13 protein-coding genes, 1 tRNA gene and 1 pseudogene are annotated in these 13341 nt (G+C 51.3%); 9 read left to right on the top strand and 6 right to left on the bottom strand.

The genetic code is table 11. The annotated features are described in order from the left end of the window. The first annotated feature begins 66 nt into the window (after positions 1-66). The 5 genes from HRU73_RS07140 to HRU73_RS07120 all read left to right on the top strand — a co-directional run bounded on the left by HRU73_RS07140 (position 67) and on the right by HRU73_RS07120 (position 4325). Positions 67-276, top strand: a complete 210-nt coding sequence (locus tag HRU73_RS07140) for a type II toxin-antitoxin system VapB family antitoxin (RefSeq protein WP_276818242.1) — start codon at positions 67-69, stop codon at positions 274-276. Next, complete coding sequence (gene vapC, locus HRU73_RS07135) at positions 276-686, top strand: type II toxin-antitoxin system VapC family toxin (protein ID WP_276818241.1); 411 nt, start codon at positions 276-278, stop codon at positions 684-686. Before HRU73_RS07140 ends, vapC begins: the two co-directional genes overlap by 1 nt. Positions 687-782: 96 nt before the next feature. Beyond that, the gene (locus HRU73_RS07130; RefSeq protein ID WP_287398254.1) at positions 783-1730 is read left to right on the top strand and encodes a UDP-glucose 4-epimerase family protein; all 948 of its coding nucleotides are present in this window, start codon (positions 783-785) and stop codon (positions 1728-1730) included. 58 nt (positions 1731-1788) lie between these two features. Beyond that, the gene (locus HRU73_RS07125) at positions 1789-2349 is read left to right on the top strand and encodes a sugar transferase (RefSeq protein WP_287398253.1); all 561 of its coding nucleotides are present in this window, start codon (positions 1789-1791) and stop codon (positions 2347-2349) included. Positions 2350-2357: 8 nt separating this feature from the next. Further along, on the top strand, positions 2358-4325 hold the full coding sequence (locus tag HRU73_RS07120; protein WP_287398252.1) for a polysaccharide biosynthesis protein: 1968 nt from the start codon (positions 2358-2360) through the stop codon (positions 4323-4325). A 47-nt stretch (positions 4326-4372) separates the two neighbouring features. Here the strand turns inward: HRU73_RS07120 and HRU73_RS07115 are convergent, their stop codons facing one another. From HRU73_RS07115 to rluD, 3 genes are all read right to left on the bottom strand, one after another. Beyond that, positions 4373-4870 (bottom strand): DUF4124 domain-containing protein, encoded by a 498-nt coding sequence (locus tag HRU73_RS07115; RefSeq protein WP_287398251.1) that lies wholly within the window; start codon positions 4868-4870, stop codon positions 4373-4375. A gap of 155 nt (positions 4871-5025) precedes the next feature. Continuing rightward, positions 5026-6411 (bottom strand): type I glutamate--ammonia ligase, encoded by a 1386-nt coding sequence (gene glnA / locus HRU73_RS07110; RefSeq protein WP_281870418.1) that lies wholly within the window; start codon positions 6409-6411, stop codon positions 5026-5028. A 231-nt stretch (positions 6412-6642) separates the two neighbouring features. Further along, positions 6643-7677 carry a 23S rRNA pseudouridine(1911/1915/1917) synthase RluD gene (rluD, locus tag HRU73_RS07105; RefSeq protein WP_287398250.1) on the bottom strand — a complete coding sequence of 345 codons (1035 nt, stop codon included), beginning with the start codon at positions 7675-7677 and terminating at the stop codon, positions 6643-6645. Between rluD and HRU73_RS07100 the strand changes: the two genes are divergently transcribed. The 4 genes and pseudogenes from HRU73_RS07100 to HRU73_RS07085 all read left to right on the top strand — a co-directional run bounded on the left by HRU73_RS07100 (position 7676) and on the right by HRU73_RS07085 (position 11082). Further along, positions 7676-8479, top strand: a complete 804-nt coding sequence (locus HRU73_RS07100; RefSeq protein WP_041356454.1) for an outer membrane protein assembly factor BamD — start codon at positions 7676-7678, stop codon at positions 8477-8479. The genes rluD and HRU73_RS07100 overlap by 2 nt on opposite strands. Positions 8480-8555: 76 nt before the next feature. Next, a tRNA-Arg gene (locus HRU73_RS07095) sits at positions 8556-8631 on the top strand. 147 nt (positions 8632-8778) lie between these two features. Beyond that, positions 8779-9663 carry a recombination-associated protein RdgC gene (locus HRU73_RS07090; RefSeq protein WP_281870407.1) on the top strand — a complete coding sequence of 295 codons (885 nt, stop codon included), beginning with the start codon at positions 8779-8781 and terminating at the stop codon, positions 9661-9663. A 116-nt stretch (positions 9664-9779) separates the two neighbouring features. Beyond that, positions 9780-11082, top strand: a pseudogene (locus tag HRU73_RS07085) (IS701 family transposase). A gap of 30 nt (positions 11083-11112) precedes the next feature. Here HRU73_RS07085 and HRU73_RS07080 read toward each other — a convergent pair. The 3 genes from HRU73_RS07080 to HRU73_RS07070 all read right to left on the bottom strand — a co-directional run bounded on the left by HRU73_RS07080 (position 11113) and on the right by HRU73_RS07070 (position 13258). After that, positions 11113-11911, bottom strand: a protein-coding gene (locus HRU73_RS07080) for an IS5 family transposase (protein ID WP_502709289.1) whose coding sequence is annotated in 2 segments (ribosomal slippage) — positions 11113-11637 and positions 11639-11911 — 798 coding nt in all. Because the reading frame shifts where the segments join, the coding sequence is not laid out codon by codon here. A gap of 106 nt (positions 11912-12017) precedes the next feature. Beyond that, entirely contained in the window at positions 12018-12647 is a 630-nt protein-coding gene (locus HRU73_RS07075) for a DUF1292 domain-containing protein (protein WP_281871180.1), read from the bottom strand. Then, positions 12644-13258, bottom strand: a complete 615-nt coding sequence (locus tag HRU73_RS07070) for an SCO family protein (RefSeq protein ID WP_281871179.1) — start codon at positions 13256-13258, stop codon at positions 12644-12646. The genes HRU73_RS07075 and HRU73_RS07070 overlap by 4 nt, the downstream gene beginning before the upstream one ends. Positions 13259-13341 lie beyond the last annotated feature (83 nt).

Below are 13341 nucleotides of genomic sequence, written 5' to 3'. Positions count from 1 at the left end.
TAACAGATATTACTGTTGTATTTCACTTTGTTGAGTATAAGAATACACATTAGGAGATGTATAAGTATGCGCACAAATATTGTTATAGATGATCAATTGGTCGAGGAAGCGATGTCTCTGGCTGGCCTTCATACTAAGCGGGAGCTGGTCGAACTGGCATTGCGTGAGTTTGTGGCATCTCGCAAGCGCCTGAATCTGCGTTGTTTGCGCGGAGCGGATCTGATCGATGAAAACTACGACTATAAGGGTATTCGTGAAAGAAATATGGAGGATTGATGTATCTGGTAGATACCTCGGTATGGATTGATTTTCTCAGGGGTCGGCCTGGAGCTCATGTAGATTTTTTTGATCATTTGTTGGATGACCCGCTGGCTACCGGTTTATCAAATGTAATTTATCTGGAGATTCTTCAGGGCGCGCGTGATATGCAGGCTTTTGAACGTTTGCAACATTATTTTTCTACACAGCGTTTCTATGACTTTGCCAATGTCCGCCAGTCTTATGAGGCTGCAGCAATGTTATTCCACCTCTGTCGTCGACAGGGTATTACTGTGCGTTCCACTCTGGATTGTCTGATCGCACAGTGTGCTATTGAACATGATCTGATTTTGCTGCACAACGATCGGGATTATCTTGGGTTAAGTCAAAGTGCATCCACTTTGCGGCAAAAGCATTTTCTGGTTTGAGAACATAGGCATATTTATGCATGGTCCGCTATTACCGGAGATTTTGCGAGCATTTTCTTCGAACGCACTACCTGGATAACAAGTGGAGTAGTTGAAATGAACATTCTGGTTACGGGTGCAAATGGCTTTGTCGGGCAGACGTTATGTCCGGCTCTGGAGAGAGCTGGTTTGCGGGCCGTTCGAGCAGTGCGTATATCCACCAGGTATGAGGAGATTTCAGTTGGTGAAGTGGATGGGGAAACGAGCTGGAGCAGAGTGTTCGATGAAGGTATCGATGGTGTCGTTCACCTGGCGGCCAAAGTACCGCTGGCAGAGAAGGAAAAAGAAGCAGCCGATTCATATCACCGGGTGAACACGCTGGGTACCGTTCGTCTGGCTCGGGAATGCGCGGCAAGAGGTATCAGGCGATTTGTTTTCATCAGCACTGTGAAAGTGCTGGGCGAGGAGTGCGATAAGCCCTTTCAGGTTGATGATTCTGCTGTGCCGAGTGATGCTTATGCCATCTCCAAATGGGAGGCAGAGCAGTCGCTTAGGCAGATATCTGCTGAAACGGGGATGGAAGTGGTCATCCTGCGTCCGCCACTGGTATACGGGCCCGGCGTAGGGGGTAATTTCCTGCGGTTATTGCAGATGGTAGATCGACGAATACCGCTGCCGCTGGGAGCGATTCACAATCGGCGCAGTCTGATTTACCTCGGGAATCTGGTGGATATCATCCGGCTTTGTCTGACACATCCTGATGCTGCCAGCAAAACATTCATGGTGAGTGATGGTGAGGATGTTTCCACCCCGGGCTTGATTCGTCGGATTGGATCTGTGCTGGGGCATGGAAGTTTTCTGCTGCCTGTACCGGCAGCCTGGATGAGACGGGTGGGGGATTTGTTGGGAAAACGATCTGCAATCGACCGTTTGACGGGCTCGCTTTCGGTTGACAGCATGCCCGTACAGAAAGAACTGGGCTGGCTGCCGCCTTACGGCATGCAGGCTGGTCTGGCGCTGACTGTGCAGTGGTATCGTCAGCATAAACCGGAAACGAGGTCGTAGTGTGAGGCAGATGAGCGGCAAAACAAGAGAAAGCCCGCTTTTCGTGAACCGAGAGGTAATGTTGCGTTTACTGGATATCGTGCTGGTAATCCCGGGCATTCTGGTGACTTTGCCGCTTATGGTGGTTCTTTATGCAATCGGGTTGTTTGATACCGGCTCCCCGCTGTTTCGGCAGATACGAGTGGGTCGGCGGCAGCAACCGTTTACTCTGGTCAAATTCCGTACCATGCGGCCAGGGACGGCTTCGGTGGCCACTCATCTGGCCGATGCCTCTGCAGTGACTCCTTTTGGCGGTTTTCTGCGCCAAACCAAGCTGGATGAATTGCCACAGTTATGGAACGTACTCAGGGGGGAGATGAGTCTGGTCGGTCCCCGTCCGTGTCTGCCGAATCAGCATGAGTTGATCAGGGAACGGCAGCTTCGGGGTGTGTTCGATGTACGCCCTGGTATTACGGGGTTGGCGCAGATTCAGGGGATCGATATGTCTACCCCCGTTTTACTGGCGGAAATCGATGCACAGATGATCAAAACATTATCGCTGACATCCTGTTTCAGATACATTCTGCTGACGGCACTGGGGCGTGGTACAGGTGATCGCGTAAGAAAAAAATCCGGGTAGTGAACATCATGCTGGAAAAATACCTTGCACAGCTTGCATCTCCGGTCCTGGCATTGCCCCGTACGGCAAAACGTATGGTTGTGCTTTCAGTTGATCTCAGTTTATGTATTCTGACGGTATGGCTGGCTTATTACCTGCGCTTGGGTGAATTCATCAGTTTTTCCGGACAGGGCTACTGGGCGACAGGTGCTGTTCGGGCTGCGGCCGCTTCGGTCGTACTGGCGCTGCCCATTTTTATCGTAACCGGTCTTTACCGCGCCATCTTCCGGTATAGCGGCTGGCCGGCGTTGCTGGCCGTGGCACGTGCAATCGGTATTTACGGACTGGCTTATGCATCCATGTTTACGGTGATCGGGCTGCCGGGTGTTCCGCGAACAGTCGGTATCATCCAGCCGATTCTGCTTCTGCTGTTTGTAGGTGCATCGCGCGCAATGGCTCGTGTGTGGCTGGGAGATCAATACCAGAATATCCTGAAGCGCGCCTCCCAGCCCAAAGCCCTTATTTATGGTGTTGGCCGGACGGGTCGTCAGCTGGCCTCGGTTATGACCAACAGCCCGGAAATACAGGTAGTGGGATTTCTGGATGATGACGATCGTTTGCACGGACATGTGCTCAACGGTTTGCCTATCTATAATCCAGGTGATCTGACTGGGCTGGTTCTGACGCTGAACATCAGCGATGTACTGCTGGCGATGCCTGGTATCTCGCGCCGTCGTCGTAATGAAATCCTGAGCCAGATCCGCAGTGCACGTGTCTCGGTGCGCACCCTGCCCAGCATGGCGGATCTGATTCAGGGCAGGGTCAGTATTGCAGATCTGCGCGAGCTGGATATCGATGATTTGCTTGGCCGCGAGCCGGTAATGCCCAACCATATCCTGCTGGCGAAGAATATCCTGGACAAGGTGGTACTGGTAACAGGAGCGGGCGGATCGATCGGCAGCGAGTTGTGTCGCCAGATTCTTGCTGTCGAACCTGCCAGGTTGTTGCTGATCGAGCAGAATGAGTTTGCACTTTATCTGATTCACCAGGAGCTGGAGGAAAAGCTTGCTGGTCGTGAGGTTGTGCTGGTACCTCTTCTGGCTTCGGTGCAGGATGAAGATCGGATGTGCGAGATCATGTCTACCTGGCATCCTGATACCGTTTATCACGCAGCGGCCTATAAACATGTACCGCTGGTGGAGCACAATCCGGCGGAAGGCATCAAGAATAACGCACTGGGTACGCTTTGCCTCGCACAGGCGGCTGAGGAGAACGGTGTGGCGGATTTCGTACTGATCAGTACGGATAAGGCGGTGCGGCCTACCAATATCATGGGTGCGAGCAAGCGTTTGGCTGAAATGGTGCTGCAGGCGCTTGCAGACAGGGGTTCCGCCACCCGATTCTCCATAGTGCGTTTTGGCAATGTACTGGGTTCTTCAGGCTCGGTGGTACCGCGCTTCCGCCGGCAGATCCGTGAAGGTGGCCCGATTACGCTGACTCACCCTGAAATTACCCGCTATTTCATGACTATTCCGGAAGCCGCTCAACTGGTCATTCAGGCGGGAGCCATGGCGAAAGGGGGAGGTGTGTTCGTGCTGGACATGGGACAATCGGTCAAGATCATCGATCTGGCACACCGCATGATTGAGCTCTCCGGACTGAAGATCAGGGATGAGCAGAATCCGGAAGGAGATATCGAAATCGTGATTACTGGTTTACGTCCCGGAGAAAAACTCTATGAAGAGTTGCTGATCGGTGATGACCTGGAACCGACCTCACATCCACGAATCATGAAAGCACGTGAGGAGTTCGTTCCCTGGGCAGATCTGGAAGACAAGCTGAGTGCGCTGGAGGTGGTGCTCGATGTGAACGATGTCAGCGTGATTCGGCTGATGATGGAACAGCTCGTTCCTGGTTATACACCCAGCCAGGAGATCGTGGATTGGGTATATCTTGCGCAGGAAGCTGAAATCCAGGTACCGAGCCTGGGAAATTAATTATTTGGATCAGGCTGCAGAACTGAATTGCCTGCATCCGGGATGCATTAAAGGTTGTTGAGTTCCATTTTGAGTGCTTCGATATTGCGTTCGTGTGCTGCGGCCTGATTGCGCAGCTGCAGAATATCGAAATGATCTGACGTAAAGTACGGGCGGCCTGGTAAGTAGTTATCCGTTTTCTGTTGCGTCAGATCAATGGTTTTCAGGGCATCTTCCAGCAATCTGGTTTCGTTGGCAAGCTCCTGGGAAAGTATCTGCCTGCGTTTGCTGTCTCGCTGGTCCTGCTGGAGCTTGCTGACTCTGGGGTAATTGCTGCCGGTAATGGCGACTGTGATAGGTTCGGTGCTGGTGCCGTTCCGGCGCGAGGGGACTGCCGGCACTGATTTGGATGACTGAATTTGCCTGGTATTTTTAGCAGGATCATTGGTGAAAATGACGCGCCCGCGTTCATCCACCAGTTTATGGATACCGGAAGCTGTGCAGGCAGTAGAAAGACCGAACGACAGAGCTCCAGTCAGCATGATGGTGCAGTAGGTTCGTTTCATGGAGAACACCCCCGATTCTAAAATGGATAGTTTCAAACCGGAATTCCGTGTTCCACGGTGGTGAAGAGCACGGAATCCGATCCGGGATGTGTCAGATTCTAAGCCTGGCTGCTGGTGTGGTGACTTATGAATAAACGCAGATAAATATCGCTTTTTTACAGGCTGTAATACAGGGCAAATTCAACAGGGTGTGTCGTGGTACGCAATAATATCGCTTCTTCCGACTTGAGCTTGATGAAAGCATCGATCATGTCGTTGGAGAATACGTTGCCGCGTGTCAGGAATTCACGATCGCTATCCAAGCTTGCCAGCGCTTCTTCCAGTGAAGCACAGGTATTGGGCACCATCGAAGCTTCTTCCGGGGGCAGGTCATAAAGGTTTTTATCCATGGGGTCGCCAGGATGGATTTTGTTTTGAATACCATCCAGTCCCGCCATCAGCAGAGCAGTAAAGGTGAGATAAGGGTTGGCGCTGGGATCCGGGAAACGGATTTCGATACGGCGCTGCTTCGGGCTGCTGGCATAGGGGATGCGAACAGCGGCTGACCGGTTGCTGGCGGAGTAGGCGATGTTGACCGGCGCTTCGAAACCGGCCACCAGTCTTTTATACGAATTGGTACCGGGATTGGCAAAGGCATTCAGTGCCTTGGCGTGCCGGATAATGCCGCCGATGTAATACAGCGCGGTTTCCGACATACCGGCATAGCCGTTGCCGGCAAACAGATTTTTGCCTTCTTTCCAGATCGACTGGTGGACGTGCATGCCGGAACCATTGTCACCGACGATCGGTTTGGGCATGAATGTCGCTGTTTTGCCATAGGAAACGGCGATATTGTGGATGACGTATTTCATCAATTGGTTCCAGTCGGCACGTTTTACCAGGCTGCTGAAACGGGTACCAATCTCGCACTGCCCGGCATTGGCGACTTCATGGTGATGAACTTCGACGGGAATGCCCAGTTCATCGAGCACCATGCACATAGCCGAGCGGATGTCGTGCAGGGAATCCACTGGCGGTACCGGCATGTATCCGCCTTTGACTGCGGGCCGATAACCGTTATTGTTTTTCTCATAGCGTTTTTTGGAGCTCCAGGCAGCTTCTTCCGATTCGATTTTGACGAAACATCCGGACATGTCGGTATGCCAGCGGACCGAATCAAAAATGAAAAATTCCAGCTCCGGGCCAAAGTAGGCGATATCGCCGATACCGGTGGATTTCAGATAAATCTCACCGCGTTTGGCCAGTGAGCGCGGATCACGGTTGTATCCCTGCCCGTCAGCAGGATCGACGACATCGCAGGTCAGCAGCAGTGTGGTTTCTTCCATGAAAGGATCCAGTGCGGCGGTTTCCGGGTCGGGCATGAGCAGCATGTCGGACGCGTGAATGTTTTTCCAACCGGCAATCGAGGATCCGTCGAATGCGTGGCCATCTTCAAATTTATCGGTATCGAAGGTATGTGCGGGGACCGTGACATGATGTTCTTTGCCGTTGGTGTCGGTGAAGCGCAGATCAACGAACTTGACTTCATGATCCTGAATCATTTTTAAAACATCAGCTGCCACAGTTTTTCTCCAAAAGGTGTTTATTTACTTGGGAAACGATTTGTATGAATGCATGTGCCCGACTGGGAAAAATCAGGCAAGTACGAAGGGTGACATTGTACCGTCGGGCTGGCATCGAATAAATAGGCCGACTGTTTTATTTCGGGCAAGAAACCATGGTTTATCTGCGTTTTGGGCGAAGTTCATGGAGAACAGGTAAACAAATTCCGTTTATAGTGGCCTGGAAACAGAGGAATGAGGCAGGTTGCGTATTGCCTGCAATAAAGCGGCCATATCGTCCGGCAGTGGGGATTCCCAAAGTAGAATTTGTCCGCTGTGAGGGTGTGTCAGTTCGAGCTGCCAGGCATGCAGCGCTTGTCTGGGCAGGCGTACAACTGCATCTGCTGTCGATGGATCAGGGGATGTTCTGCCATATACCGGATCTCCTGCAAGTGGATGGCCGATGGACAGCAGATGAACGCGAATCTGGTGTGTGCGCCCGGTTTCCAGGCTGCAGTGCAGCAATGTGCTGGCAGTAAATTTTTCCAGCACCCGGTAATGCGTGCGTGCCGGTTTGCCATTCTGAACGACTGCCATGCGGGTGCGGTGGATGGGGTGTCTGCCAATCGGCGCATCTACTACGCCATCTTTTTCAAGTTTACCTAGCACGAGTGCGAGATAATGGCGTTTGACAGTGCGTTGCTGCAATTGTCTGGCCAGATCGAACTGTGCCTCGATCGTTTTAGCGACGACCAGCAGGCCGGTGGTATCCTTGTCCAGCCGGTGAACGATACCGGCGCGTGGTACCTGGCTGAGCTGCGGGGCATGATTGAGCAGTGCGTTCAGCAAGGTTCCATGCCAGTTACCGTTTCCCGGGTGGACGACCAGGCCGGCAGGTTTGTCGATGATAATCAGGTGGTCATCTTCGAACAGGATTTTGAGTGGAATGGCCTCTGCCTGATGGCTTTGATCGTTTTCAGCCTGGCTGGCAAGCACACAAATGGATTCTCCCCCCCATACCTTCTGTTTGCAGGTTGCTGCCGCGCTATCCACGCTGACACATTTTTGTTCGATCCATCCTTGTAACCGGCTGCGTGACCATTGGGGAAGCAGTTGCGCCAAGGCCTGATCCAGGCGCAGCCCTGCGAGATTATCGGGTACAGTCAGTTCGATGGTGTGTTCATTCTCCTGACTGCCGGCTGTGGATGAGTCGGGCTTTGCGCTATAATTGCGCCCATCTTGCTCGTTAATGAGACGGTTCATCATGTTGCGACAATTTTTGGCAGGGTGGTTGGTGGTAATGCTGGCTGCATGCGGCATCTTATCTGAGAAAACAGTTGATCACAGTAAATGGTCTGCGAGCAAGTTCTATGTCGAGGCTAAAAACGAACTCAACGAAGGTAACTATGCAGCTGCGGTCAAACTGTTCGAAGCACTGGAGGCTCGTTACCCCTATGGACGTTATGCCCAGCAGGCGCAGCTCGAAATAGCCTACGCCTATTATAAGGATCAGGAGCACGCTTCAGCCATTGCTGCGGCAGAGCGGTTCATCCAGCTTTATCCTCATCACCAGAATATTGATTACGCCTATTATATCAAGGGCCTGGCAAGCTTTAACGATGATCAGGGCCTGATGGGATATATCACTCACAAGATCATCAAACAGGATATGAGTGAACGGGATGCCAAAGCTTCACGGGAGTCGTTCGAAAGTCTGAAGCAACTGGTGACACGTTATCCGGACAGCAAATATACGCCCGATGCGCTTCAGCGTATGGCGTACCTGGTCAATGCACTGGCAAGAGGCGAAATTCACGTCGCACAATATTACATGAAGCGGAAAGCTTATGTGGCTGCCATCAAGCGCGCCCAGTTCATACTGGAGGAATATCCGCAGACCCCTGCCACGGAGGATGCTCTGTATATCATGGCGGTAGCCTACGGTGAACTCGGTATGACCGATTTGCGTGAAGACGTGGAAAAGGTCATCAGAAAAAATTTCCCGGAAAGTATCTATCTCACAGATTCCGGCGCAGTGAAAGGAAAATCCTGGTGGGAAATCTGGTAGCAGGCTGATTTCTTCCTGTTCCGGGAGCAGCTATGGATTTCGTTCACCCGGCATTTTGGCGTAAAATGCAGCCCCCGCCCTGGTAGCTCAGGGGATAGAGCGACCCCCTCCTAAGGGGTAGGTCGGACGTTCGATTCGTCTCCAGGGCGCCAAAAAAACAGCTTTTCGGAATCTGCTTTGTACAAAAACAAAGATTACCCTCTTTGCCAGTCATGCAACCTCCTGCTGTGAGCGATTCTTCTTTTTATACTGCATTTCTTGCCTTCTGTTCTGATGGAATTTTCGATTGATACGAGTATATGTGGTTTAGAAATTTACTGATTTACCGTCTTGCCGGTGAAGTGATTACCTCGGACGAACTTGAAGCGTATCTGGCAAAACAAACCTTGCAGGGTTGTCTGGGGTTGGAACCCCAAAGCCGGGGGTGGGTTCCACCGGGGATCGCAGAGGCCGATCTGGTTTACAGCTATGGACAGCAGATGCTGATTGCGCTGGGAACTGAGAAAAAGCTGCTGCCTGCATCCGTCGTCAATCAGCTGGCCAAAGTGCGTGCTCAGGAAATGGAATCGCATCAGGGTTATGCGCCTGGCCGCAAACAAATGAAAGAAATCAAGGAAGCGGCTTATCGTGAACTGTTGTCGCGTGCGTTTGCCATCCGGCAGCGGAGTCATGCATGGATCGATCCGGTGGGTGGCTGGTTCATTGTTGAAGGCGCAAGTGCTTCTAAAGCGGATGCCCTGATTGAAGCATTCATCAAATCGACTGGTATCGGGCTGAAACGCATCAGGACAACTATGGCACCGACATCCGCCATGACGGCATGGCTTTCAGGCGATGGTCCGCCTGCCATTTTTTCGGTCGATAGTGACAGTATTTTCCGCAGTCGTGAGGATAAGAAGGTTTCAGTGAGCTATATCCGGCAGTCACCCGATCCACAGGAAATCACCCGGCATGTCCGGACGGGTAAGGAAGTCATCAGGCTGGCGATGACCTGGCGAGACAAAATCTCGTTCATTCTGGATGAAAATCTGCAGCTGAAACGGCTGACTTTGCTCGATATCGACCGGGAATCGGCTGAAACAGCTGAAGAGCAGTTTGACAGCAGTTTTTTTCTGATGACGGAAGAATTGCGGCAATTGTTGCCGGACTTGGTTGAGATATTAGGTGGAATGACAGCTGACTAGCGCCCAGAGTAGTGCTTCTCTGATAAAACGTTGTTTCCAGTATTTCTTAGTACTACAGTCGTAGATAATGATGAGAGAATATAGCCTGAATCAACGATGAGGTGGGTTTGGGTATGATGTCACAACTGCATGATTGGGCGAAGGAGCTGGAGGTAGTGCACGAACGGCTTGGGAGTTTATTCAAGCGCAGCGAGCCACGCCAACGCAGTCTTGCGTACCTGAAAGGCCTGTTGAGCACGGTAGAGCGCAAGAACGGCTGGCAACTGGCCGAATGGATGGGCGAGACAACACCCGATGGGGTGCAGCATCTGCTGGAACGCGCACAGTGGGATGCTGATGCGGCGCGCGACGTGCTGCGCGATTACGTTGTCGAGCACGTGGGTGATCCAGACGGCGTGCTGATCGTTGATGAGACAGGTTTTGTCAAGAAAGGAACCCACTCGGTTGGTGTGCAGCGCCAGTACAGCGGTACGGCCGGGCGTATCGAGAACAGCCAGATCGGCGTGTTTTTGTGCTATGCCGGCGCCGGTGGCAGTGCTTTCATCGACCGTGAACTTTATATTCCGCGCCAGTGGACGGATGATCGTTCACGCTGCGAGGCTGCAGGCATTGCACAGGAGGTGGAATTTGCGACCAAACCCCAGCTGGCACGCAAGATGATCGAGCGAGCGCTGGATGTGGGCGTGCCCTGTGGGTGGATCACAGGCGATGAGGTTTACGGTAGAGACCGGCATCTGCGGGTATGGCTGGAGTCACGCGAGCAGGCCTTCGTACTGGCTGTAGCCGGAGAGTGAACCGCTGGTGGCAGGGGGCCACAGCACGTGAAAGCCGAGGAGATTGCACAAGCGCTACCAGCACGTGCATGGCGTCATCTGTCGGCAGGCGCTGGAGCCAAAGGTGAACGTCTGTACGACTGGGCGCTGGTACCGCTGTGGCGGCTGCAATTGACACAGAAGGAGCGTCGCTTCGGACACTATCTGCTGGTGCGGCGCAGCCTGGATGAGCATCAGGAGTTGGCCTATTATGTGGTGCATGCCAGGCGCTCGCAGGCTCAGCTCAAGCGTTTGGTGCAGATCGCTGGCAGACGTTGGGAGATTGAGATCGGCTTTGAGGCCACCAAAGGCGAGTGCGGACTTGATCATTACGAGGTGCGCCGCTGGCAGGGCTGGTATCGCCACATCACACTGGCGCTACTGGCCCATGCGGTGCTGGTGGCCCTGCGGGTGCGGGAGAAAAAAACACACACCCGGCCTGATTGCCCTGAGCGTGCCCGAGTTGCGTAAGCTGTTATCGCATCTGCTGTGGCACACCAGCCAGGCTATCGAACATGTGCTGCACTGGTCCGTGTGGCGTAGAAAACATCAACACAGAGCCCGACAAGCTCACTACCGACGCAGAGGGTTCTCTCCTCCCGAATAAAATATATACGGCTGTAGTATTAGAACCTGTTTACGATCTTTTGAGCAGTAATGCCAGGAAGGCCAGATGAATGAACTGCAGACTGGTGTTGAGCTTACGCTCGCAGTTTTTCCATAATCTTCTGCTCTTCTCCAGCCAGGCGAAACTACGCTCGACGATCCAGCGTTTGGGCATAACTTTGAAGGTATGCAGTTCACTGCGCCTGGCAATCTGCACCGTGACAGCTTCGCCCAGAATTTCTCGCACGCCTTCAGCGAATGGTTCTCCAGTATAGCCACTATCGCACAGCAAACTTTGTACTTGCCCCAAGCCCAGCCTGCAGCGCTCCAGAGCTTGCAATGCACCTTTACGGTCAGTCACTTCCGCCGTCGTCACCGCAATAGCATGCGGCAAATCCTGGGTATCGACAGCGATATGGCGCTTGATACCCGATACCTTCTTGCCAGCGTCATAACCTTTCTGGTCGGCCGTGTCTGTGTTTTTCACGCTCTGTGCGTCCATGATCAAGAGCGCGCTGCAAACGTTGCGCCCCTGTTTCTCTCGGACCGCGCCAACCTGATTTTTTGAGTGCCCGCTCCAATACGCTCACGCCGTACTGGTCGGGCTCACTCCACTTGCTCCAATAAGCATATACACTCTGCCACTTGGGAAACTCTCCGGGTAGGAATCTCCATTGGCAACCAGTGCGCAGCAGGTACAGCACCGCGCAGAATACCTCGTACAGATCCACCGTCGTGGGCTTGGTGCTGCGTCGTACACTGCGCAATAACTGCTCTATCTCCGCAAACTTCTCTCTGCTGATATCGCTGGCATACTCGGTTCTTTTCATCCATGCATTATCAGGAATAGTAAAAAGATCGTAAACAGGTTCTTATAAAGAATGTAACCAAATAAATGTTTTGTTTGGTTACATTCAGATGGTTTCATTACTATAGTCAGAGCCTTTGATTATTACTTTTGGGAGCGCAGATTTTATTGAGCAATGTAATAGCAGAGAGTGGCTTTTCATTGTTGTGTGTTTTTCCTTTTCTTCCCCAATCGTATATTTTACTGACTTCCAGCGTATCCCCTTTGATCCTGGCCCGAACTGTATAAGCATCAAAACTGAAATTTGTATTGAAATCAATCCAGTCTAGCGGCACACTGAATTCTCCTCCCCGAAAAATGGAAGTGATATTAAAGTTCGTCAAGTGTGAATTTACCTTGAATTTGCCAAGAATGAGGAGATCATCGTCATCAGGTTGAGGTGAGCGTTCATATACCAGCACCTGATTTTCTTTTTCTTTATTGACAGGCAAAAGAAGAACATAAGTTTTTCCATGTGTGATGTGAAGAAGCAGATAATCATGGTCGTTTCCCTGTATACGTTCTCCCCGTGTTTTAACCTGGAATACAAGATGGTGGTTGTCGGGCGAAATATCTGCCATTACACGTAAAATATCCAGTTCAGGTGCAATGGATTTATCCATAAAAGAAACAACTACCCGAGGATCCGGATTTATTCTCATGCCGGAAACAGATCCCATGACCATGAGCAGTACTACTGCTATCAAAGCTCTATTCATGATTTGAATAATCCCTTGTTATCTTTAAAGATTCTGGCTACATCGACAGCATCTTTCAATGCATCAAAAATTACCCTGATTTTCCCTGTCGGATCAATCAGGAAAGCTGTAGTACTGTGATCAACCTGATAGTGGGTTTGATTACCTGCATTCTTTGTATAGAAGATAACCTCTACCTGAAAAGCATTTTTGAAATGCTCAAGCTCTTCCCCTTCAAAGCGTAAATAAGTAATGCCATCACCAAAGCCTTTTGTATAGCCGGATAAAATTTCTTCTGTATCCCTATCCGGGTCAACTGTGACAAAAACTCCATTGAGCTCGATCTGTTCATTGGCTGCTGCTTTAACCAGCATAGATAAATTAGCAAGCGACATCGGGCAGACATCTTTGCAGTGGGTGAAGCCAAAAACGACCAGCTTCCACTGATTGGCATTGGTTGTGTCCGCTTGTTCCAGGTGAGTAATCGTTTCTGCCTGTAACGGTACCGGATGGGATAATGTAATGGTTGCTGCTCTGATATCAGTTTGTATAAAAATAAGAAATACGGTGGTAATAATCTGGAAACAGGAGCTTCGTAAGCTTTTCAATTTCATGTTATCTATCTTCTTCATCAATTGTCCTGAACTGTTTTATATGCTGTATTTATATTTATTTTTAAACCGATCCATCCTGATTTCTATCTGATAATTTTCTG

Source organism: Nitrosomonas sp. H1_AOB3 (genome assembly GCF_015709435.1).
Taxonomy (GTDB): domain Bacteria; phylum Pseudomonadota; class Gammaproteobacteria; order Burkholderiales; family Nitrosomonadaceae; genus Nitrosomonas; species Nitrosomonas europaea.
Note: the sequence above shows the minus strand (reverse complement) of the source record. Positions and strands in the feature narration are given on the sequence as shown.

Excerpts from the sequence above, each read along its gene's own strand:
- HRU73_RS07140 (WP_276818242.1), top strand. The coding sequence starts at position 67 with ATGCGCACAAATATTGTTATAGATGATCAATTGGTCGAGGAAGCGATG.
- vapC (WP_276818241.1), top strand. The coding sequence starts at position 276 with ATGTATCTGGTAGATACCTCGGTATGGATTGATTTTCTCAGGGGTCGG.
- HRU73_RS07130 (WP_287398254.1), top strand. The coding sequence starts at position 783 with ATGAACATTCTGGTTACGGGTGCAAATGGCTTTGTCGGGCAGACGTTA.
- HRU73_RS07125 (WP_287398253.1), top strand. The coding sequence starts at position 1,789 with ATGTTGCGTTTACTGGATATCGTGCTGGTAATCCCGGGCATTCTGGTG.
- HRU73_RS07120 (WP_287398252.1), top strand. The coding sequence starts at position 2,358 with ATGCTGGAAAAATACCTTGCACAGCTTGCATCTCCGGTCCTGGCATTG.
- HRU73_RS07115 (WP_287398251.1), bottom strand. The coding sequence starts at position 4,870 with ATGAAACGAACCTACTGCACCATCATGCTGACTGGAGCTCTGTCGTTC.
- glnA (WP_281870418.1), bottom strand. The coding sequence starts at position 6,411 with ATGATTCAGGATCATGAAGTCAAGTTCGTTGATCTGCGCTTCACCGAC.
- HRU73_RS07100 (WP_041356454.1), top strand. The coding sequence starts at position 7,676 with ATGTTGCGACAATTTTTGGCAGGGTGGTTGGTGGTAATGCTGGCTGCA.
- rluD (WP_287398250.1), bottom strand. The coding sequence starts at position 7,677 with ATGATGAACCGTCTCATTAACGAGCAAGATGGGCGCAATTATAGCGCA.
- HRU73_RS07090 (WP_281870407.1), top strand. The coding sequence starts at position 8,779 with ATGTGGTTTAGAAATTTACTGATTTACCGTCTTGCCGGTGAAGTGATT.
- HRU73_RS07075 (WP_281871180.1), bottom strand. The coding sequence starts at position 12,647 with ATGAATAGAGCTTTGATAGCAGTAGTACTGCTCATGGTCATGGGATCT.
- HRU73_RS07070 (WP_281871179.1), bottom strand. The coding sequence starts at position 13,258 with ATGAAGAAGATAGATAACATGAAATTGAAAAGCTTACGAAGCTCCTGT.